This window comes from Marinobacterium sp. NO-S09 (assembly GCF_059179545.1).
The window spans coordinates 2,031,674-2,051,477 of record NZ_CP168954.1 but is presented as its reverse complement, the minus strand read 5'-3'; the positions used below and the strand labels follow the sequence as shown (position 1 = coordinate 2,051,477).

The following is a 19,804-nucleotide window of genomic DNA, read 5'->3' as shown; positions in this document are numbered from 1 at the left end:
CAACCTTCGCTGATAATGAAGCCTGATTTGTGAATTCATTTACGAGTAGTTGGACGTGTTGATGCGTGCATTTTTCGCACTGCTGCTGATTATTTTTTCGCCAATTTTGTCCGCCCAGGTTTCGGCTACGCTCGACCGTTATTCACTGACTGCTTCGGATACCCTCAATCTGACCCTGGAAGCTGCGGATCAAATTCAGCAACGGCCGGATCTGAGCCCCCTGCAAAAGGACTTTCGTATTCTGGGCAGCCAGCGTGTTGTCGTGTCCAGCCATTCCTCGGCAACCCGTGATGTCAGCACCCGCTGGCACCTGCAGCTGCGCCCGCTCAACACAGGCACACTCACCATTCCGCCGCTGCGCCTGGGCAACTCACTGAGTGAACCGCTCGACGTTACGGTCACGGGTGCAGTACAAAGCCGACCTCAGGCCGACAACCTTTTTATGGACAGTCTGATCAGTCAGGACCGCGTCTACAGTCACGCACAGCTCATCTATACCGCACGTCTTTTTCAGCGCACTCCGCCAGCGGAGAGTCTCGAATTTCTGCCCCCCAGTATGCCCGGCGCGCTTGTGGTCCGTTTAACAGACCCACGCACATTTAATACCGAGCGCGGCGGTGAGACCTGGTATATTCGAGAACAGACTTTTGCCCTTTTTCCGTCTGAAACCGGCCTGCATACACTGCTGGGGGCAGAAATTCGCTCTGCTGGCCCCGCCTTTTCCAGCCCCTTGCCTGAACGATTTGAAATCGAGGTACTGCCGCCTGCACATCAAAATACCCGCGGGTACTGGTTGCCGGCTGAACAGGTCTCACTGGATGAAAACTGGGATACGGCTTCCTCACTACAGCCAGGTGAATCCTTTGTTCGCGAAATAACACTTACCGCTCGCGGTTTGCCGGCGGATGCCCTTCCAAGCCTGTTTACACAACGGCACGACGATTATTTTGCACAAAAGGAAGATGTCAGCCTGACCGAAACCCAGACACCTCAAGGGCTGGTCAGCACGCGGACAGAGCGCATACGCATCGAACCCTTGGGCCCGGGCGCACTTAAACTGCCCGCCATTGATCTGAGCTGGTGGAACACCCTCGATGACCAGGCCGACACCACGACTTTGCCAGCACGCGAAGTGAATATTGAGGAACCCGCACCGGTCATTGCTGCAACTCCGGCCGCAGGCCCGGATATCATCGATACGCAGGGATTCGATTTCTGGCCCTGGCTCAGCCTCTGCTTTGGCGTTGCCTTTCTGGGCAGCAGTGCAGGCTGGTTACACAGCATGCGCCAGCTCAGGCAGGAACGTAACCGCCATAATGAACATAACCAATTGGAAGCCCAGCGCAGGGCGCAGAAGCTACTGTTGTCTCACCAGCGTGCAGAACGTAACACCTTCCAGGCACTGGCTATTGCCTGCCAACAGAATGATGGCGAGACGGCTCGTTCACGCCTGATTGAATGGGGTCAGAATTTTTGGCCGGAACAGAATATTGATTCCCTTGAAGGCCTCTGTGAAGCGGCCCATAGTCAAACCATCGACTTCCTGATTCTGGACCTGGAACAGCACCTGCACAGCTCACCGTTTGAATGGCAGGGCGACCTGCTATTGGAAGCGGTCGAGAAACTGCGACTCAAGCGCTTCCGCAATGCTGAACAGCAACTCGGCGATGGCTCAGGCCCGCTGTCACTGGCGTCTTGATTCAGGTCTTGATAACCGCTTTCAGTGCCGGCTCAAGGGTGCGGTATTTGAAAGCATAACCCGCCGAATTAAGGTGCACCGGCACCACTCGCTGGCCTTCCAGCAACAATTCACTGGCCTCGCCCAACAACAGGCGCATGACAAAAGCCGGCATGCGAAATGCCGCTGGTCGTTTCAATACCTTGCCCAGGGTCTGACTGAACTCTTCATTGGTCACGGGCTCCGGCGCCGTCAGGTTAAAAGGCCCACGCAATGAAGGGTTGTCGAGCAGGTACAAAATGGCACCGACTTCATCATCCAGATGAATCCAGGACATCCATTGCTGACCATCACCAATAGGGCCGCCCAAGCCAAGCCGATACGGTGGCAGCATTTTGGTCAAGGCGCCTCCAGGCCCCAGTACGACCCCTGTACGCACCAGACATACCCGAGTACTGGCCGACTCTGCCGCCAGAGCTGCCTGCTCCCAGGCATTACAGAGCTCATGCGGAAAGCCGGCTGCCACTTGGGCATTTTCATCCAGCACTTCATCCTGGTGTGAACCGTAATAACCGATTGCGGAACCACTCACCAGCACGGAAGGTGGTACATCCCGTGTCTGCATCCAGCTGACAAGATCACGTGTTAAATCGATACGACTGGCACGCAGCAACTGCTTACGGGACTCACTCCAGCGCTTATCAACAATGGGTGCACCCGCCAGATTCACAACGGCATCCACTTTGCCTGATATAGCCTGTAAGCGGTCAACCGTGACCACACCCGTCATGGCCGGCACCTTGCCGGGCTGGCGGCTGAGGATCACCACCTGATCACCTCGTTGCGTCAAGGCACGGGTTAACGCCTGACCAATAAACCCGCTTCCCCCGGTCACCAATACTCGCATCTGCACACTCCCTGATGGTTTCAGGTACTATTACGCCCTGATAGCCGTTACGGATTCACACGTTAAGAGGTTAGCACAGCATGTTTACAGGTATCGTCCAGGGGGTCGCTCAGGTCAAGGCCCTGACACGCAAACAGGGTTTGGTGCACTTGCAGATTGAGCTGCCACTGGAGAACGCCGACCATCTGGAAAATGGCGCTAGTATTGCTCTCAATGGCACCTGTCTGACGGTGACCGACTTTGAGGGACCACTGGTCCAGTTTGATGTCATCGACACCACACTGGAGTTGACTAACCTGGGGGCCCTGGATGTGGGTTCGTGGGTCAATTTCGAGCGTGCGGCACGCGTAGGGGATGAGATTGGCGGCCATCTGATGTCGGGCCACATCCTGTGCTGCGCTGAAGTACTGGCGGTTGAGTATCCCGACGCCAATAACTGCCATATCCGTTTTAAAACGCCGGAACACGCCGCACCCTACCTGCTACCCAAAGGGTTTGCAGGCCTGAACGGCTGCAGCCTGACTCTGGCAGAGTCGGATCAGGAAAGCTTCAGTGTTTCACTGATTCCGGAAACGCTCGAGCGCACAACTTTCGCCCAGCTGCGCCCCGGCGACCGCGTCAACCTGGAAGTTGACCCGCAAACACAGGCCGTCGTGGATACCGTACAACGATATCTTGCCAGTCAGGCGTGACCCGGTCACGCCTCGGCGTTCATGTCTTCCATTAGTGCCCGATAGAGTTCCCGATACTCCTCTGCCTGGTGTTCTCCAAACAGGGGGTCGGGGTTCTCGGGTATCTTGGCGGCCAGTGCTTCCCAATCCTGCTCACTGCCCAATTCCTTGAGGCGTGGGAAGATTTTGGCTTCTTCAAAGTCCAGATGGTTCTTTTCAGCCGTAACAAACGCATCCAACTGATCCGTGAACTGCTCCATCGGCATGACGGCATCATTGAGAATCGCCTCGATGGAGTCAGTCAGCCTGGTTGAAAGCTGTTTGAGATCGCGATGCTCCTGCTCACATTCGGCAAAGTGCTTATCAAGCTCGCTGTCTCGACCACGGAAAAATTCATACATCAGATCTTCATGGGGGTGATGGTACTGGTCGGCGTAGTCGCCAACATAGCTGACTACATCGGCCATCAAGGAGAAGTCGGGGTGGACCCCTTCGCGCAGCCGACCAACCTTGCGCTGCAGGATATCCAGCAACCGCGTCAGGTTGATATGGTCTTGGTGCAATTCAGACAAGGTATTCATCTTGGCACGCTCCCGATCACATTGGTTACCCTCACTATAGCTGACTCAGGTGTCTACTTGTTGACACCTGTCAAAGCCGACTCAGTCAGTGGTTACCATTGCTATCGCTGTCCAGAAGGTCCAGCAACATGCCGAGCTTGTGCTCAATATCCTGGAGCAGGTGCTGTCCCTGATCGTTGATCACGGGCGCAATGCTGTTCTCCAGCTGGACGATACCATCCTGGCTTTGCCTAAGCGCCTGCATGAGATTGCGCGAGCGTTTCTTGTTGCTGTCGGTCAGCTGCTCGATACGCGACAGCGTACGCTGCAGCTGCTGATCCAAATCGTACAGATGCTCACTGACACCCAGCATACCCTCACTCAAAGAGTGATTGACGCTGCCCAGCTGAACTTCAAGCTGCTGCACCGCCTTGCGGAACCGGGACAGGAAAAGATCGCCTTCGCGCTCCATGAAGATGGCCAGTAACTCTTCCGGCAGCATGGCGCGGTTACGTCCATCGGTGCGAATGGCATATTCACCCCGCTGGGTACAGTACGGCTTGCGTGTACCGCTGGGGATTTCGATACGGAGGATAGGTTTGGAAGCGGCGAGATTTTCGGTAAACAGCTGCACCTCCACATTGGGAATACAACCGGTGGACTTGTTGATTAGCGTGAGCCGCGCCTTGTCGTCCACTTCACAGCCAACCACACGTCCGCGTTGCACGCCGTCAGAGGTGGTGTATTCATCAATCCCGATAAGCAGGGTACCGCCCAGCGGAGCATTGGCAAAGGCGACCAGATCAGCACTTCTGACCGCCTGCACCTCACGTTTGAAATCAACGTTAAGCCCTTCAGGCAACGCCAACAAGTGGCGTGTCCTGCGGCTTAAACGCCGATATTCACGTTGCATGCGAGTACTTAGCTGTACAGCGCTTCATCGAACGGGTCCAGCGGTGCTTCCAGCTGTTCGTCCGTACGGCGGTACAGGATGCGCCCCTCAAACTTCATACCTTTGGACGCAAACCAGCGCTCGGCAACTTCCTTGCCTTCTTCTGCCTGGGATACACGATACCAGGCGGACATAATACGGTAGAAATACAGGCCGAACAGGCCGGCTGCAGCACCGAGGAAAAACTCGGAAGCCAAAGCGAAAACCATCAATACGACACCGGCTACCCAGACGCGACTGCCACGCGCATCCTTGAGTATTTCATTGGCAGTCAGGCATTGATCATAAAACTTCAGATAACGACGGTAGTTCTGTTGCAAATCGAATTTGTCGCTTGAATCGAAAACAGCGTCCATTGGCATGTCCTTAACCAGTTTGTTATTGCGGGGCCTGTAAAAGACCCCAATACGTCATTACTTATTAAACAAGACTCTTGCTGACTACTTCATATACATCAGCTGAGAGATCATCGGTATCCATCATTCGTTGTAGTTGCTTCTGCATCAGCGCACTACGTACCTTATCATAGCGTTTCCAGCGCGTTAGCGGGGTCAGCAAACGCGCAGCAACCTGTGGGTTCTGCTTGTCCAGACGCAGAATCCAGTCTGCCAGCCAGGCATAACCTGAGCCGTCTTCGCTGTGGAAATGCATGGGGTTCTGACCACAGAAGGCCCCGACCAGAGAGCGCAGCTTGTTCGGGTTGCGGGCATCGAACACCGGGTGCTCACTCAATGCCTGTACGCGCTCCAGGGCACCTTCCGTAGGGTCTGAGGCCTGTACTGCCAGCCACTGGTTCATCACCAGAGACTCATGCTGCCATTGCAGGTAGAACTGCTGCAACAGCTCTGCGGCACTTTCACGGTGACGGGAATGCGCCACCAGTGCAAGCGCCGCCTGCTGATCGGTCATGTTGTCGCTCTGCTCAAACTGCTGTCGCGCCAGCTCGAGCCAGGGCTCAGCTCCCGTCGCCATCAGATAGCCCAGCGCCAGATTTTTCAAGCTGCGACGCCCAATGGAAGCCGCATCCGGCGAGTAGCTCTCTTCACGGGTATCGCAACGCTGGTAGGCCGCCAACCACTGCTGTTCAAGCGCCTGCGCCAGCGAGGTGCGCAGAAACTCACGCACCTCATGAATGGCCACCACATCCACTTCATCGGCCAGCTCTGCAAGCAGAGCCTCGGACGGCAATCGTAGGCACTGAGCCAGCATGGCCGGATCCAGGGTTTCATCCTGCAGCAGCTGCTTCCAGGCTTCGACCAGTGTTGCCGGAAGCTGCAGCGTCTGCTCGTTTTGCCAGTCACGGATCAAGTTCTGCATCAGGCGCACACAGACACGCTGACCCGCATCCCAACGGTTGAAGCCATCCGTATCATGACGCAGCAGCATCAATAGCTGCTCATCGCTGTAGTCGTATTCCAGCTTGACCGGTGCAGAGAAGGCTCTCAGCAGTGAAGGCACAGGGCGGCTTTCGAGACCGGAGAAGACGAAAGTTTCCTCCTCCTCACGTACCTCCAAAACTCCGGAGCGCAATTCACGACCCGCTTCATCCAGCAAACCATAGGCAAGAGGCAGATGGTAAGGCTGCTTGTGTTCCTGCCCCGGAGACGGCGGGCAGCTTTGCTTGACGGTCAGGCGATATTCGCCTGCACCCGCATCCCAGCGGTCTGTCACGTTCAAGCGCGGTGTGCCGGCCTGGGAGTACCAGCGACGGAAATGGGACAGATCACGCCCGGATACAGCCTCCATGGCAGCCACAAAGTCATCGGTGGTTACTGCCTGACCATCGTGACGCTCAAAGTACAGATCACTGCCTTTCCGGAACAGTTCGGGGCCCAGCAGGCTGTGCAACATGCGTACAACCTCTGCCCCTTTCTCATATACGGTCAGGGTGTAGAAGTTGGAGATTTCAATGAAGGACTCCGGCCTTACCGGGTGCGCCATGGGACCGGCGTCTTCCGCAAATTGCGCGGTACGCAGAAGAGAGACGTCTTCAATGCGTTTTACCGTACGCGAGTTCATGTCAGCCGAAAATTCGGCGTCACGGAACACGGTAAAGCCTTCCTTCAGGCTTAGCTGGAACCAGTCACGGCAGGTCACACGGTTTCCGGACCAGTTATGGAAATATTCGTGGGCTACCACGCCTTCAACACGCTGAAAACCACCATCGGTCGTGGTTTTCGGGTGCGCCAGCACACAGGAGGTGTTGAAGATATTGAGACCCTTGTTTTCCATGGCCCCCATATTGAAGAAATCGACCGCCACGATCATGAAGATATCGAGATCATACTCGCGACCGTACACCTCTTCATCCCAGCGCATGGCATTCTTCAGCGAGGTCATGGCGTACTCGAGCTTGTCGAGATCCTTGTGCTCGGCATAGATGCGCAAGGCCACTTCACGTCCGGAGCAGGTGGTGAAGCTGTCTTCCAGCAGAGCCAAGTCGCCAGCAACCAGCGCGAACAGGTAGGCAGGCTTGGGCCAGGGGTCTTCCCAGGTCACCCAATGACGCCCCTCTTCTGCATCACCACTGGCCACCGGGTTACCGTTGGACAGAAGCACGGGATACTGAGACTTGTCAGCAGTCAGCGTGGTGCGGAAGATGGACATTACGTCCGGGCGATCCGGGAAGAAGGTAATGCGACGAAAGCCTTCTGCCTCGCACTGAGTACAGAACATGCCATCGGATTTGTAGAGCCCTTCCAGCGCTGTATTCTCATGAGGCAACAGGCGCGTCACACACTCCAGAACAAACTGGTCAGGCACATTATTGATGGTAAGCATGCCTGCTTCGCGGCGATAGTCCTGCGGCTCCAGCACCTGGTTATCGATACTCAGGCGCAGCAGCTCCATACCTTCATCACCATGCAGCTGCAGCGGTTCAGGCTTGCCACTTACCTCGGGGTTGGCCTTGATATTCAGGCGCGCCCGAACCAGGGTCTGCTCTTCTTCCAGCTCAAAATTCAGCTCAGTGTGCGTCACCAGCCAGGCCGGTGGGCGATAATCTTCCAGATAAATGGCTTGCGGCTGCTGTGCAGACATGAAAGCTCCAAACTTAAAAACTGAGTTCGACGTTATAGGCAGCAAACTTGCGAATATTGATAACTCCGGTATCGAGGATCAAGTACTGCCCCTTGATCCCCTGCAGCACACCTTCCACGACCGGGTTCTTATCCAGATTATGGGTTCCGACCTTGGCAGGATATACCTCTACAGGGTAATTGATCTCGACCACTTCGGCATCCAGTTCACGAATGGCTTCTACACCGTACTCCTCGCGCAAGCTATCCAGCTGCAGCGCACAAAGATTCAGCAAGCGGTCGCGCTCGGCCTTCAGGTCCAGAGGCTCAACCTGCCCCTTCAGCATGGTGCGCCAGTTGGTCTTGTCACTGACATGTGCTGCGATGATTTGTTCAATCAAACCGGAATGCAGACGAGTATCCACTTCCAGAATGGGCAGTGCCTGTATGGCCCCCTGATCCATCCAGCGCGTAGGGACCTGTTCACCCCGTGTAATACCGACCTTGATGCCCGATGAATTGGCCAAATAAACCACGTGAGGCTGGAAACAATGTCGTTCCCCCCAGGAAGGGTCACGACAGGTTCCTTCGTGGTAGTGGCACTTTTCCGGTTTCACAATACAGGAATCACACTGGGGCAAACGGGTAAAACAGGGGTAGCAGAAGCCCTGGTTAAAGCTTTTGCGGGTTTTACGGCCACAATGCTGACAGTGGATCTCGCCGGTGTATTCAAGACGGATAGGCTGACCAATCAGAGGAGCCATATCCACCAGCTCATCATCCAACGGCAGCCGGTAGTGCACGGGAGCCTCCAGTTGCGTCACCATCTTGCGCAGGTGACCACTGGCCCGTAGAGAAAGCTCAGTCATCAGTCAGTATCTTCAGCGTCTCGGGTTGTAAAGGGTCACTACCATGTTGACGACCATCCGGGCGGGTACGGTCGATAAAGCCAACGCGCTCCTGCTCCGCAACCTGATGGCGGTGCTCATAGGCAATGACCGCACGCAGGCTGGTTTCCCGCTGCTCCTGACTGAGGCGTTCACCATTGGGCCACTTGCCCAGCTCTACTGCACGCCGCAAGGACCGATAAACCTCCGGCGCCATCGTTTCAATCATCTTTTCGAATGTCATGCCACTCTCCGGTATTTCAAGCAGTCATTCTATCATAGCGAAGCACGGCCTCGCTGCAGCCGGCGCCCGACGGGCAACCACAGCAGACCGGCCAATAACCCCACCAGGTGTGCCGTGTTGGCAATGGCACCAAACCCCAGACTTCCCAACATTCCGGTATAGCCCAGCGCCACCCAAAACAACATGAACCCCATCAGGGCTGGCGGCAAACCGAACCTGGGCGTCTGCTTTTGCCGATCCCACAGCCAGCTGTAGGCGATCAAAGCAAAGACCACTCCAGACATACCGCCAAAAACCGGTCCGGTATGCCAGAACTGGGCAAGATTCGACAACAAGCCACTGAACGTGACCAGCCCCAGCAGGGATAACCTCCCCTGCATGGCCTCCATGCGGCCACCCACCAGCCATACCCACAATAAATTGAACAGGATATGCATGAGGCTAAAATGCATGAAGATGGGGGTCCATAAGCGCCACAACTGCCCCGAGGCGAGCACGTCTGACACCGAAGGATAACTCAGCGTTCCAGCGGAAATTGAAAAGGGCGCAAAGCTGAAGAAGGATAACGTTTCCAGATCCTTGCCGAAGCCGATCAAAATACTCACGACAAAACTGCTGGCAATCAGCAGCAGGGTAAGCGGTAACTGCTTCAGCGAAGGAGCCGGCGAGAAACGACGACGGCGAGCAGCTTTGAGCTGGACCTGTTCCAGAGACTCCCCTGCCCGCCAACGTGCAAACAGGTGCTGAACGGTTTCGGCATCAGCGGGATTTTGCAGCCAGACAACCTGATAGTGCTCGCTTTCAACCACCCGGTGCGAAATACCACTGCGCCACAGGCAGGCCGTAAACTCCGTGAGGTCCTGACCCAGAGGCACCTCCAGCACAGGGATCACGAAGCACCCACCTCAGGATCTATCAGATGCACTTCACGGGCAACATCGACCCAGACAAACTTGTCCGGTTGCATCACTGTTTCATCATCGAGTCGATAGGCTACAAGCTTGCCGAATTTAACGGCGCTGTAATCAAGGCAGGTGATATTATCGGTTATTGGGCTCGGAGTACCCTCACGCCAATAGTGCCCGATAAAGAGCAGCTTTTCAGTGTCACCGTAGTACAGCAGATCTTCCCGTTGTGCATTGTTTATCGGCAATCGCGCCAGGTGCGCAGGGAGTGGGTCCGGCTGGAATACCACATCCACCAGGTACTGGGGATCCGGCATCCAGAATTTGGTGCGGAAGAAATGGCGTCTGAAACCATCCTTGCTGACCATCACTTCATCGTTAGGGAGGCGCAGATGGGTGCCCCGCAGAAGTCGATCCATTACTTCCCACTCAAAGCTGCCCTCTTTTGCCGAGCGCTCAAGAAAACCGCGGTCGATTCGATTACCGCCCATTTTCTGCTTGAAGGTTTCGATCAGTTCATTATGCCAACAGGCGTGTACTACCCTGAAATTTTCGAATTCGATAAACAGCGGTAGCTGCAGGAACCACTCCATGTATTCCTGCTGTTCATCCCCATAGGGCGATAACTGTTCCAGCGTCTGCTGCAGGATGCGCTTATGCCTGGGTGTATGCTGGCGCAGATATTCTCCGGGCTTTTCGGGATCCGGCGTCATGTAGCAGAGATAGTTGTACTCGTGGTTCCCCATCACGATCTCGGCATGCCCCGCTTCCACCATATCGCGCACGATATGCAGCGCTTCGCGTATGTGCGGGCCGCGATCAATGATATCGCCAATAAAGACCACCTTACGCTGCGGATGCTGGTAAACGCCGTTTATCTGCCGATACCCCATCCTGGCCAGCAGCATCCTCAGGCTGAATGCACAGCCGTGAATATCACCAATTAGATCGTATCCCTGATAGGCCACGCTTTACCCCTGCTCTCCAAACTTGGTACCCCAGCCCAGCTTCTCGCGACAGGTGCGGTAAAAATCATAGTCACGCGGGTGCAACAGCTTGAGCTTATGCGAATGCTTACGGATGGTAATGCTGTCACCGGGTGACAGGCTCTGGTTTACCTGACCATCGCAGGAGATGACCGGATAGGTCTTGTTATCCTCACTGATCACCAGCTTCAGCTCACTGTTGCCATCCACCACAATGGGACGACTGGACAGGGTGTGCGGAAACATGGGCACCAGCACCAGGGCATCCAGCTTGGGATGCATGATTGGACCACCACCCGAAAGCGCATACGCCGTTGACCCTGTGGGCGTCGAGACAATCAAGCCATCCGATTTCTGGGTGTATACGAACTGTCCTTCGATATAGAGCTCAAACTGGATCATTCGTGTTGCCTTACCCGGGTGCACCACACAGTCATTCAGACCGGTCATCTCACCAATCGGCTCACCATCGCGCTTGACCTCCACGTCCAGCAGGAAGCGGGTATCGACCATATACTGGCCAGACAGCACTTCTACCAGCTTTTCCTCAAAATCATGAGGGGGAATATCGGTCAAAAAGCCCAGGTTGCCACGGTTGATTCCAAGCACGGGAATCTTGCTTTTGGCCAGCGAACGCGCCGCACCCAGCAAACTGCCATCACCACCGACCACAATCGCAAGGTCACAAATCTCGCCCATCAATTTCTGCTTGCAGACCTGCTGACCATGCCCAGGCATCACTTCCGCGATGGACTGATCCAGGATTACATTCAACCCCCGGTCATCCAGAAAGCGTATCAGGTCTTTCAAGGTATCGATGACCGACTTGCTTCCCAGGCGCCCGATCAAGCCAATATTACGAAAGTTATCCATGCCCGCTTGCACTCTCCAGGTTGGTGATGTGTTTACCGCATTATAAAGGCAAAGGCCCGACAAATTCAGGGGCCAAAGCACTGAGCCGATCTGCAAACCCTCGGTTTCCCTGAAGGCCGCCAGTATGCAGCATCAAAATACGACTATGCGGTTTTATTCGGCACTGCACAATCCTTCTTTGGAGGGCTCTCAATGCCTTGACTGTGTATACAGGGTCCAGATCCAGGCCATACCCGTCCTGCATTTGCCGCACCAGCGCCGCCTCTTCTGCGTTCAGGCGTGCATATCCAGCACCCTGAGACGCAGGATCCAGAGACCACTTGCAGCGCACCGCTCCCCCGGCCTGTTGCAGCAAGGCACTAATATCCTGCTCCAGCCATTCACCGTATTTAAGTACCGGCACTCCAATCACTTCTACATTCGATGGCGCCCCGAACAACACGCCCGCCAGGGTCCCACCCGTACCCACAGGAAGAAAGACGGCATCATATTCACGCTCACTGAACACAGGATGTTGCCAGATCGAGGCCACGGCCGGCAGCGCTGCGGCCTGACTGCCTCCCTCTGGCACCAAGTGCCCGGGGCCGAACCGTTCAAGCAAAGATTGCAGGTAATCGGGGTGCGTGCGCTGCCGATATTCTGCACGGGTAACGAAATGAAGTTTCATACCCCAGCGACGCGCATCCGTTAGCATTGCGTTACTGGCATACTCGGGCTCACCACGAATGATACCGAGAGTAGGAACAGAGAAATGTGCTCCGGCGTATGCCAAAGCATGAATATGGTTTGACCAGGCACCACCAAAACTGAGCACTGGCATGCCGGTTTTACGCGCCGATTCAATAGCGGGCTTGAGCTTGAACCATTTATTACCACTGACCAGTGGGTGAATTTGATCCAGCCGCATAATATCCAGGGTAACGTCCCGGCACCGGGTAAGTGGCGTAATCAGCTGATGGACAGGCACACGAAAAAGGTCGCCACCCAACTCAAGCTCATACTTTTCAGGCTCATACTTTCCTGACACGCGCTCCTCCCCCGAGCCACTCAGCACCCACCACTCATAGACCCCAAGCGTACTATTTAAAGGAAATATTATTACCCAGAACGCCTCGCGACCAAATCAGGCAACAGATCGACTCCCCCATTGATCAAAATGCTGGACTATCTGAACAAGGCTAATGAGCAGAAACCAAGGGAAAAGAAGGGGCAACAGGCAGTGCAGAACTCGCACAAGACTAAAACATAAGATGTTTTTGAACAGAACCAGGACTGGTTCCTAAAGAAGTGGCGGAACGGACGGGACTCGAACCCGCGACCCCCTGCGTGACAGGCAGGTATTCTAACCAACTGAACTACCGCTCCGCGTTTTGGTGGGCGAAGAGGGGTTCGAACCCCCGACCCTCTGCTTGTAAGGCAGATGCTCTCCCAACTGAGCTATTCGCCCAAAACGTCGGCTTGTTTACAACTTCATCAGCACTTCGATGAAGAGGTGGCGGAATTTCCGGGACTTGGCGACCCTTGATTCCTATGAGAGCTGACAGGCAGGTATTCTAACCTTTCATCTCTCAAAATTGGCGGAATGGACGGGACTCGAACCCGCGACCCCCTGCGTGACAGGCAGGTATTCTAACCAACTGAACTACCACTCCGTTTTGGTGGGCGAAGAGGGGTTCGAACCCCCGACCCTCTGCTTGTAAGGCAGATGCTCTCCCAACTGAGCTATTCGCCCAAAACGTCGGCTTATTTACAACCTCATCAGCACTTTGATGAAGAGGTGGCGGAATGGACGGGACTCGAACCCGCGACCCCCTGCGTGACAGGCAGGTATTCTAACCAACTGAACTACCACTCCGTTTTGGTGGGCGAAGAGGGGTTCGAACCCCCGACCCTCTGCTTGTAAGGCAGATGCTCTCCCAACTGAGCTATTCGCCCAAAACGTTGGCTTATTTACAACTTCATCAGCACTTCGATGAAGAGGTGGCGGAATGGACGGGACTCGAACCCGCGACCCCCTGCGTGACAGGCAGGTATTCTAACCAACTGAACTACCACTCCGTTTTGGTGGGCGAAGAGGGGTTCGAACCCCCGACCCTCTGCTTGTAAGGCAGATGCTCTCCCAACTGAGCTATTCGCCCAAAACGTCGGCTTATTTACAACCTCATCAGCACTTCGATGAAGAGGTGGCGGAATTTTCGGCTGCTCTTGTGAAGAGCGCGATCCTTGATTCCTGTGAGAGCTGACAGGCAGGCATTCTAACCTTTCATCTCTCAAAGTGGCGGAACGGACGGGACTCGAACCCGCGACCCCCTGCGTGACAGGCAGGTATTCTAACCAACTGAACTACCGCTCCACTTCTTCATTCCTGTCGACACTTTGTTGTAACAAGTACCCCGTGAATGAGGTGCGCATTTTAAGGAGTTCTGAGATGTTGTCAATCACTTAATTTAAAAAAATTTCGTTTTATTTCAGAGCCGTACAAAGATTAACCAAGTCAACACAATGACTTGCGGCTCTCGACCACTTGGGCCACAGTCAGGGTACGGCTTGCAAAACAACTGATGGACCCTTATGACCGCTACAGAGACAGCCCTTGATCAATTGATGGAGACCTTCCTGGCCTCCTGCGACCAACACCAATACCCAATGACCCCTTTTGATCCCGATTGGCCCAGCGCCTGCTATCGACATGAAGCCAGCCCGGGCAAAGACGTCAGCTGGCAACCGGTGCGCATTGAAGAGCCATTGGATATGTTCCAACGCCTGAGCGATGCATTGGAAGAAGAGCTGCACCCGGACCTGGTCAGCTACTATAGCCGTTACTGGTCAGACCCCATCAACTGCGTGATGCCGGATGGCACCCAGCTTAGTTTGCTGTTTGCATGGAATAGTGAAGACCTGGAACGACTCCGAGGCAATCTCATTGGCCATGCACTGAGCAAACGCAAGCAAAAGCGCCCGTTGACGCTATTCTTCGGTGTAGTAGAGCCCGACACCAATGACATGATCAGCCTCAACAATCAGGATGGCAGCATTTGGCTGGAAAAACCGGGCAAGGCACCACATACCCGACTGGCTGACACCCTGGCTGATTTTTTGCGCCAGCTATCACCCGCTCTGTAAACCGATACACGCTGGCATTCAGCCAACACTGAACGCCAGCAGCCGACTGATCTGGCACAGAGGCCTGCCTGACTGCTCGCGCAAGTCATTGAAAGCCTGCTGCACCAGCTTAAGGTCACGCTGTGCAGTCGGCTTTTTGTCGATCACGCCCTGAGCTTTCAGAGCAACTACAACATCATCGGTCAGCATGAAGGTATCCTTACCCAACATACGCAGAAAATAGGCTCCTGAATTGCCGCCAAGCTGCTTGCCGCGCTTTTTGAGAAGGGTCCACAACCCGATGATATCCTCCTCCGGCCACTCGGCAATCATTCGGGCAACGCTGCCATATTCCTGTGCCAAATCAACCATCATCATGGCATTTTCACGAGTGGACTTGATCTTGCCAAAGTGCCGAATGATACGTTCGTTATGCATCAGCTCCTCCAGCATTTCATCACTCATCTCCAGCACTGCTTCAGGATTAAAGCGGTAAAAGGCTTCCTCAAATGCAGGCCATTTGGAGTCGACAAGAGAATGCTTCAACCCGGCACGAAAAATACGCCGCATCATCACTGAAAAGATACGATCATCCGGTGTAGCCGCCAAATCCTGCGCTGACAAAGGCGGCATGCCCAGCAAATCTTCCAACGAACTGTCCGGATGAAAATTCAACGCCTGCTCACAAAGATCCGACCACTTTTTCACACTCTTCCTCCCGCTGAATTTGAACGCACCCTGTACGCCAGACAATGACCTCTGGATTGTACGCCTTCTGGCATGCGCGTATGATTGGGCACTTTAATTTTGCTGTCCAGTATGCCGCGTTCGCCCACGCACCGCCCGTTCGACGCGCCTGGAACTCAGGAACGAGAAGATGTCTGTCATTCGCAAATCGAACAAGCTGATCAACGTCTGCTACGATATTCGTGGCCCTGTACTGCAGGAAGCAAAGCGCCTTGAAGAAGAAGGCCACCGCATCCTCAAACTCAATATCGGCAACCCCGCCCCCTGGGGCTTTGAGGCGCCGGAAGAAATTGTACAGGACGTCATTCTCAACCTGCCGGCCTCTCAAGGCTACTGTGACTCCAAAGGGCTGTTTTCTGCTCGTAAAGCGGTGATGCAGGAGTGCCAGCGCAAGAATATCCGCAACGTGGGCATTGAAGACATCTACATCGGCAACGGCGTTTCCGAGCTGATCGTCATGGCCATGCAGGGTCTGCTGAACGACAACGATGAAATGTTGATCCCGGCACCGGACTACCCCCTCTGGACAGCAGCCGTCAGCCTCGCCGGTGGCAACCCCGTTCACTATGTCTGCGACGAGCAGCAGGACTGGTTCCCGGACATCGAAGATATTCGCAGCAAGATCACGCCCAAAACCCGCGGCATTGTGGTTATCAACCCGAACAACCCGACCGGTGCACTCTATCCCGAGTCACTGCTGCTGGAGATTCTGGAGCTGGCGCGCGAGCATAAGCTGATCGTGTTCGCTGACGAGATCTACGACAAGATCCTCTATGACGGTGAAGAGCACACCGCCCTCGCCTCCCTGGCCGATGACGTTATGTGCATCACCTTCAACGGCCTGTCCAAGACCTACCGTGCTGCCGGCTTCCGTTCCGGCTGGATGATCATCAGCGGCCCCAAGCACAAGGCTCGCGACCTGATCGAAGGCTTCGAGATGCTCTCCAGCATGCGTCTGTGTGCCAACGTACCTTCGCAGCATGCCATCCAGACTGCTCTTGGCGGCTACCAAAGCATCAACGAGCTGATTGTACCGGGTGGACGCCTTTACGAGCAGCGCACCCTGGCATGGGAGATGCTGAACGAGATTCCCGGTGTATCCTGTGTTAAACCCAAGGGCGCCATGTACCTGTTCCCGAAACTGGACCCGGCGCGCTACCCGATCCGCAACGATGAGAAGTTTGCCCTCGACCTGCTGCAGCAGCAGAAAGTTCTGGTGGTTCAGGGCAGCGGTTTCAACTATCCGGATACCCAGCATTTCCGTCTGGTTTTCCTGCCCTCCAAGGAACTACTGGCCGACGCCATCGAGCGCATTGCCAATTTCCTGCGTACCTACGAGCAGTAGCCTCCCCTCCTGCTGACAGCTTCTCGGGAAGCTGTCAGCAAAATGTCACCCATATGACATATACTCAAAGTCGGACACACCCACCGACAGAGAGTCGCCATGTTTATCAAGATCAAGAAAAACTGCGGTATCCAGATGGAACACAACGGTCTGGAGACACGTCGCCTTGTGCCTGTAACGTCCAACTTCCTGATTAACCTTAATCAGGTTGCCGAAGTATCCTTCTACACCATCAAGGAGCGCAAGACGCGTTTCGATCTGGAAGGCCACGAATTCGAACTCCCCCTTCAGAGCCGTGTCATCCATCTGCAGATGAGCTACCTGTACGCCACCATCAAGGAAACCATTAACGGCAACAAGGGCCGCCTGGTGGAACGTCAGTATTACAAGCTGTACTTTGCACCCGAGAATGTGGATGCCTATGAAGAGCTGCGCAACCTGATTGAACAGCAGGTGGGAAACCTCTAGTCAGAGGCAAAAGACCGTGCACGGCCTCAGGCAGGTGTGGAACCTGCCTGCGCGGCCGCAATTGCCGCCAACAGATGCTCTACATCCGGCAGCGCGCGGTGACGACGAAACTGGGCGCGAGAGATCAACTGGTACTGGATACGCTCTTCGCTGCTGAGTACCCTTTCCAACCCCTTCAGCTCGAAGGTCGGCTCAATGCCCGCAGCCTTGAACAGTCTCCCCAGCCAGAAGCTGTCGTATTCAACGGCATCACTAATAATCTCACAGCCATCAAGTGAGCGATTCAAACGCTCAGCGGCTTCCTTGACACTGATACCTTCGGCCTCAAGCTTGGCGAAGGGAATACAGTGCAACTCACTGGCAAAATCATCCCAGAAGGTCCAGTCGGGAACAGAGGTAGGGTCAATCAAAAAACTGTCGTGCTCGCCCGTCTCGGAGCATTTCCACGCCACTTCAATCGGGTAGGATTCCCGTGCCAGACCACTGGCTTCCAGGTCGATGCAGATCAAGTTAGCTTACTCCTGTCGCTCATATACAAATACCTTGAGCCCACCCGACTCATCCATATCCGGGAAGTCTTCTCCAGCACCCAGATACCCCTTCAGACTAAACGCTGGCACTTGCTCTGTCATCATTGATTCAACAAAGTTACGTGTCTCCAACGGGTCGTTATGACAGAGCAGCACATGGGCACCAGGACTGGTCAACTCAGGTAAGCGCTTCAACACCTTCAAGTAATCCTTTTCAGCCACAAAACTGCCGGGCTGGAAGCTGGGCGGGTCGACAATCACCAGGTCGTAGGGGCCAAGCTTGCGCAGCTTGCCCCAGGATTTAAGGAGATTCACCGCCAGGTAGCGCACATCAACGCCATCCAGATCGTTGAGACGATGATTGTCTCGACCACGGGATAACGAGCGAGAGCTCATATCAACGTTTACCACAGACGCAGCGCCCCCTGCGGCAGCGGCCACCGAAAACGCACAGGTGTAGGCAAAGAGGTTCAGCACTCGCGCACCCTTGGCCTGCTCGCGCACCCAGGCTCGACCGGGCCGCATATCCAGAAACAGCCCCGAGTTCTGCCAGGCCAGGCTGTTTACGCCGTATTTCAGGCCGGCCTCGGTTACCACATGCTGTTCAGGTATAGCGCCCCACAGAACCTGCAAGCCCGCTTCATCCTTGCGACTACGCAGCTGCCAGACCACCGCCTCCACCTGCGCCTGAGATCTCAGCCAATCCAGCAACGGCTGAATCGACTCGGGGGATTCCGGCTGATAGGCGCGAATAACCGCTACCGGCGGCAGCCAATCCACTACCAGCCATTCAAAGCCGGGGAAACGGCCGCCACGGCCATGAAACAGGCGCCGGACCTCCCCCTGCGCCTGTGCCAGTTGCTGTTCAACCCAGTCAATGACACTCTGCATCTGCTTCCCCCGATAAAAAAGCGGGCAGTATACCTATTGGCTATTCTATCAACCATGTAGATTGAAACTTTCACTCACTGCCCATATCTAAGCAGCAACACCAAACTAAGGAACGATGACCCACCATGATGCGAATCATCCTCTTTCTGGCCACTAACATGGCTGTATTGCTGGTCGCCAGCGTCACCCTGAATATTCTGGGTGTAGAGCACTACCTCAGCGGTACCGGTCTCAATCTGACGTCGCTGCTGATTTTCTGTGCCGTGTTCGGCTTTGCCGGCTCCATCATTTCACTGCTGATGTCGAAATGGATGGCCAAGCGGTCGACCGGTACTCAACTGATCGAACAGCCCCGCTCCGAAGAGGAACGCTGGTTGCTGGAAACCGTCGCCGAGCTGTCGGACAAGGCTGGCATCAAGATGCCTGAAGTCGGCGTTTTCCCGGCTCAGCAGGCTAACGCCTTTGCCACCGGCTGGAACCGTAATGATGCGCTGGTTGCCGTAAGCTCAGGCCTGATGCAGCGTTTCCGCCCGGAAGAAATTCGTGCCGTGCTGGCACACGAAATTGGCCATGTTGCCAACGGTGACATGGTCACTCTGGCGCTGGTACAGGGTGTCGTGAACACCTTTGTGATGTTCTTTGCCCGTATCGCAGGCTACGCCGTGGATTCTTTCCTGCGTCGCGATGAAGAAGGCGGCGGTGTGGGCATCGGCTTCTACATCACCACGTTCATCTTTGAAATCATCTTCGGCATTCTGGCTTCCACTATCGTGGCCTGGTTCTCGCGCCGTCGCGAATACCGTGCCGACGAAGCCGGTGCTACCCTGGCCAATCCGCATGCCATGATTGGTGCGCTCCAGCGCCTGAAAGCCGAATCCGGCATTCCGGATCAGATGCCTGCTCAGATGACCGCTTTCGGCATCAACAGCCACCTGAAGCAGGGCTTGATGGCACTGTTTGCCAGCCATCCGCCGCTGGATGACCGCATTGCCGCACTGAAGCAGCGCTAAGACAATACAAAACCCAAAACAAACGGGGCGC

The 19,804-nt window shown here is 55.1% G+C and carries 20 protein-coding genes and 9 tRNA genes; 6 read left to right on the top strand and 23 right to left on the bottom strand.

The window, feature by feature from the left end:
- Positions 1-61 precede the first annotated feature (61 nt).
- Positions 62-1,699: a BatD family protein gene (locus O3C79_RS09550; RefSeq protein WP_494385747.1), complete on the top strand. Its 1,638-nt coding sequence runs from the start codon at positions 62-64 to the stop codon at positions 1,697-1,699.
- 1 nt (position 1,700) lies between these two features.
- Here the strand turns inward: O3C79_RS09550 and O3C79_RS09545 are convergent, their stop codons facing one another.
- Complete coding sequence (locus O3C79_RS09545; protein ID WP_494385746.1) at positions 1,701-2,585, bottom strand: TIGR01777 family oxidoreductase; 885 nt, start codon at positions 2,583-2,585, stop codon at positions 1,701-1,703.
- Positions 2,586-2,665: 80 nt separating this feature from the next.
- On the opposite strand from O3C79_RS09545, the gene O3C79_RS09540 reads away from it, so the two are divergent.
- The gene (locus tag O3C79_RS09540) at positions 2,666-3,277 is read left to right on the top strand and encodes a riboflavin synthase subunit alpha (protein ID WP_494385745.1); all 612 of its coding nucleotides are present in this window, start codon (positions 2,666-2,668) and stop codon (positions 3,275-3,277) included.
- Positions 3,278-3,282: 5 nt separating this feature from the next.
- Here the strand turns inward: O3C79_RS09540 and O3C79_RS09535 are convergent, their stop codons facing one another.
- From O3C79_RS09535 to O3C79_RS09445, 19 genes are all read right to left on the bottom strand, one after another.
- The gene (locus O3C79_RS09535) at positions 3,283-3,837 is read right to left on the bottom strand and encodes a hemerythrin domain-containing protein (protein ID WP_494385744.1); all 555 of its coding nucleotides are present in this window, start codon (positions 3,835-3,837) and stop codon (positions 3,283-3,285) included.
- Positions 3,838-3,922: 85 nt separating this feature from the next.
- Complete coding sequence (locus tag O3C79_RS09530; protein WP_417534492.1) at positions 3,923-4,729, bottom strand: AlbA family DNA-binding domain-containing protein; 807 nt, start codon at positions 4,727-4,729, stop codon at positions 3,923-3,925.
- Between the two features lie 8 nt (positions 4,730-4,737).
- Positions 4,738-5,124 (bottom strand): hypothetical protein, encoded by a 387-nt coding sequence (locus O3C79_RS09525; protein WP_010325350.1) that lies wholly within the window; start codon positions 5,122-5,124, stop codon positions 4,738-4,740.
- Between the two features lie 64 nt (positions 5,125-5,188).
- Complete coding sequence (gene pepN, locus O3C79_RS09520; RefSeq protein WP_494385743.1) at positions 5,189-7,807, bottom strand: aminopeptidase N; 2,619 nt, start codon at positions 7,805-7,807, stop codon at positions 5,189-5,191.
- 13 nt (positions 7,808-7,820) lie between these two features.
- Positions 7,821-8,654 (bottom strand): DUF2797 domain-containing protein, encoded by an 834-nt coding sequence (locus O3C79_RS09515; protein WP_494385742.1) that lies wholly within the window; start codon positions 8,652-8,654, stop codon positions 7,821-7,823.
- Positions 8,647-8,916: a YeaC family protein gene (locus O3C79_RS09510; protein ID WP_010325347.1), complete on the bottom strand. Its 270-nt coding sequence runs from the start codon at positions 8,914-8,916 to the stop codon at positions 8,647-8,649. Before O3C79_RS09510 ends, O3C79_RS09515 begins: the two co-directional genes overlap by 8 nt.
- Before the next feature lie 32 nt (positions 8,917-8,948).
- Positions 8,949-9,809, bottom strand: a complete 861-nt coding sequence (locus O3C79_RS09505; RefSeq protein ID WP_494385741.1) for a rhomboid family intramembrane serine protease — start codon at positions 9,807-9,809, stop codon at positions 8,949-8,951.
- Positions 9,806-10,789, bottom strand: coding sequence for a metallophosphoesterase (locus tag O3C79_RS09500; protein ID WP_010325345.1), 984 nt, complete (start codon positions 10,787-10,789; stop codon positions 9,806-9,808). The genes O3C79_RS09505 and O3C79_RS09500 overlap by 4 nt, the downstream gene beginning before the upstream one ends.
- Positions 10,790-10,792: 3 nt before the next feature.
- Entirely contained in the window at positions 10,793-11,680 is an 888-nt protein-coding gene (locus O3C79_RS09495) for an NAD(+) kinase (protein ID WP_010325344.1), read from the bottom strand.
- Positions 11,681-11,720: 40 nt separating this feature from the next.
- A complete protein-coding gene (locus tag O3C79_RS09490; RefSeq protein ID WP_010325343.1) occupies positions 11,721-12,707 on the bottom strand; it encodes a 1-aminocyclopropane-1-carboxylate deaminase/D-cysteine desulfhydrase in 987 nt (328 codons plus the stop codon).
- Positions 12,708-12,968: 261 nt separating this feature from the next.
- A tRNA-Asp gene (locus O3C79_RS09485) sits at positions 12,969-13,045 on the bottom strand.
- A gap of 6 nt (positions 13,046-13,051) precedes the next feature.
- Positions 13,052-13,127: transfer RNA gene (locus tag O3C79_RS09480), tRNA-Val, on the bottom strand.
- 128 nt (positions 13,128-13,255) lie between these two features.
- Positions 13,256-13,332, bottom strand: a tRNA-Asp gene (locus O3C79_RS09475).
- A gap of 4 nt (positions 13,333-13,336) precedes the next feature.
- Positions 13,337-13,412, bottom strand: a tRNA-Val gene (locus O3C79_RS09470).
- 46 nt (positions 13,413-13,458) lie between these two features.
- Positions 13,459-13,535 (bottom strand) — tRNA-Asp (locus O3C79_RS09465).
- Positions 13,536-13,539: 4 nt separating this feature from the next.
- Positions 13,540-13,615, bottom strand: a tRNA-Val gene (locus tag O3C79_RS09460).
- A 46-nt stretch (positions 13,616-13,661) separates the two neighbouring features.
- Positions 13,662-13,738: transfer RNA gene (locus O3C79_RS09455), tRNA-Asp, on the bottom strand.
- A gap of 4 nt (positions 13,739-13,742) precedes the next feature.
- Positions 13,743-13,818 (bottom strand) — tRNA-Val (locus O3C79_RS09450).
- 138 nt (positions 13,819-13,956) lie between these two features.
- A tRNA-Asp gene (locus tag O3C79_RS09445) sits at positions 13,957-14,033 on the bottom strand.
- A gap of 218 nt (positions 14,034-14,251) precedes the next feature.
- Here O3C79_RS09445 and syd point away from each other — a divergent pair.
- Complete coding sequence (syd, locus tag O3C79_RS09440) at positions 14,252-14,803, top strand: SecY-interacting protein (RefSeq protein ID WP_494385740.1); 552 nt, start codon at positions 14,252-14,254, stop codon at positions 14,801-14,803.
- Positions 14,804-14,821: 18 nt separating this feature from the next.
- Here the strand turns inward: syd and O3C79_RS09435 are convergent, their stop codons facing one another.
- Positions 14,822-15,490 (bottom strand): DNA-3-methyladenine glycosylase I, encoded by a 669-nt coding sequence (locus O3C79_RS09435; RefSeq protein WP_494385739.1) that lies wholly within the window; start codon positions 15,488-15,490, stop codon positions 14,822-14,824.
- Between the two features lie 169 nt (positions 15,491-15,659).
- On the opposite strand from O3C79_RS09435, the gene O3C79_RS09430 reads away from it, so the two are divergent.
- Together O3C79_RS09430 and O3C79_RS09425 are read left to right on the top strand one after the other, a co-directional pair.
- Positions 15,660-16,874 carry a pyridoxal phosphate-dependent aminotransferase gene (locus O3C79_RS09430; protein WP_010325179.1) on the top strand — a complete coding sequence of 405 codons (1,215 nt, stop codon included), beginning with the start codon at positions 15,660-15,662 and terminating at the stop codon, positions 16,872-16,874.
- 99 nt (positions 16,875-16,973) lie between these two features.
- Positions 16,974-17,342, top strand: a complete 369-nt coding sequence (locus O3C79_RS09425; RefSeq protein WP_010325180.1) for a hypothetical protein — start codon at positions 16,974-16,976, stop codon at positions 17,340-17,342.
- Between the two features lie 26 nt (positions 17,343-17,368).
- On the opposite strand, the gene O3C79_RS09420 is transcribed toward O3C79_RS09425, so the two are convergent.
- Positions 17,369-17,851 (bottom strand): hypothetical protein, encoded by a 483-nt coding sequence (locus O3C79_RS09420; protein WP_494385738.1) that lies wholly within the window; start codon positions 17,849-17,851, stop codon positions 17,369-17,371.
- Positions 17,852-17,857: 6 nt separating this feature from the next.
- On the bottom strand, positions 17,858-18,763 hold the full coding sequence (locus tag O3C79_RS09415; RefSeq protein WP_494385737.1) for a class I SAM-dependent methyltransferase: 906 nt from the start codon (positions 18,761-18,763) through the stop codon (positions 17,858-17,860).
- 125 nt (positions 18,764-18,888) lie between these two features.
- Between O3C79_RS09415 and htpX the strand changes: the two genes are divergently transcribed.
- Positions 18,889-19,773 carry a protease HtpX gene (gene htpX, locus O3C79_RS09410; protein ID WP_494385736.1) on the top strand — a complete coding sequence of 295 codons (885 nt, stop codon included), beginning with the start codon at positions 18,889-18,891 and terminating at the stop codon, positions 19,771-19,773.
- Positions 19,774-19,804 lie beyond the last annotated feature (31 nt).

Coding starts and splice junctions, on each gene's coding strand:
- O3C79_RS09550 (WP_494385747.1), top strand. CDS start 62: ATGCGTGCATTTTTCGCACTGCTGCTGATTATTTTTTCGCCAATTTTG.
- O3C79_RS09545 (WP_494385746.1), bottom strand. CDS start 2,585: ATGCGAGTATTGGTGACCGGGGGAAGCGGGTTTATTGGTCAGGCGTTA.
- O3C79_RS09540 (WP_494385745.1), top strand. CDS start 2,666: ATGTTTACAGGTATCGTCCAGGGGGTCGCTCAGGTCAAGGCCCTGACA.
- O3C79_RS09535 (WP_494385744.1), bottom strand. CDS start 3,837: ATGAATACCTTGTCTGAATTGCACCAAGACCATATCAACCTGACGCGG.
- O3C79_RS09530 (WP_417534492.1), bottom strand. CDS start 4,729: ATGCAACGTGAATATCGGCGTTTAAGCCGCAGGACACGCCACTTGTTG.
- O3C79_RS09525 (WP_010325350.1), bottom strand. CDS start 5,124: ATGGACGCTGTTTTCGATTCAAGCGACAAATTCGATTTGCAACAGAAC.
- pepN (WP_494385743.1), bottom strand. CDS start 7,807: ATGTCTGCACAGCAGCCGCAAGCCATTTATCTGGAAGATTATCGCCCA.
- O3C79_RS09515 (WP_494385742.1), bottom strand. CDS start 8,654: ATGACTGAGCTTTCTCTACGGGCCAGTGGTCACCTGCGCAAGATGGTG.
- O3C79_RS09510 (WP_010325347.1), bottom strand. CDS start 8,916: ATGACATTCGAAAAGATGATTGAAACGATGGCGCCGGAGGTTTATCGG.
- O3C79_RS09495 (WP_010325344.1), bottom strand. CDS start 11,680: ATGGATAACTTTCGTAATATTGGCTTGATCGGGCGCCTGGGAAGCAAG.
- syd (WP_494385740.1), top strand. CDS start 14,252: ATGACCGCTACAGAGACAGCCCTTGATCAATTGATGGAGACCTTCCTG.
- O3C79_RS09430 (WP_010325179.1), top strand. CDS start 15,660: ATGTCTGTCATTCGCAAATCGAACAAGCTGATCAACGTCTGCTACGAT.
- O3C79_RS09425 (WP_010325180.1), top strand. CDS start 16,974: ATGTTTATCAAGATCAAGAAAAACTGCGGTATCCAGATGGAACACAAC.
- O3C79_RS09415 (WP_494385737.1), bottom strand. CDS start 18,763: ATGCAGAGTGTCATTGACTGGGTTGAACAGCAACTGGCACAGGCGCAG.
- htpX (WP_494385736.1), top strand. CDS start 18,889: ATGATGCGAATCATCCTCTTTCTGGCCACTAACATGGCTGTATTGCTG.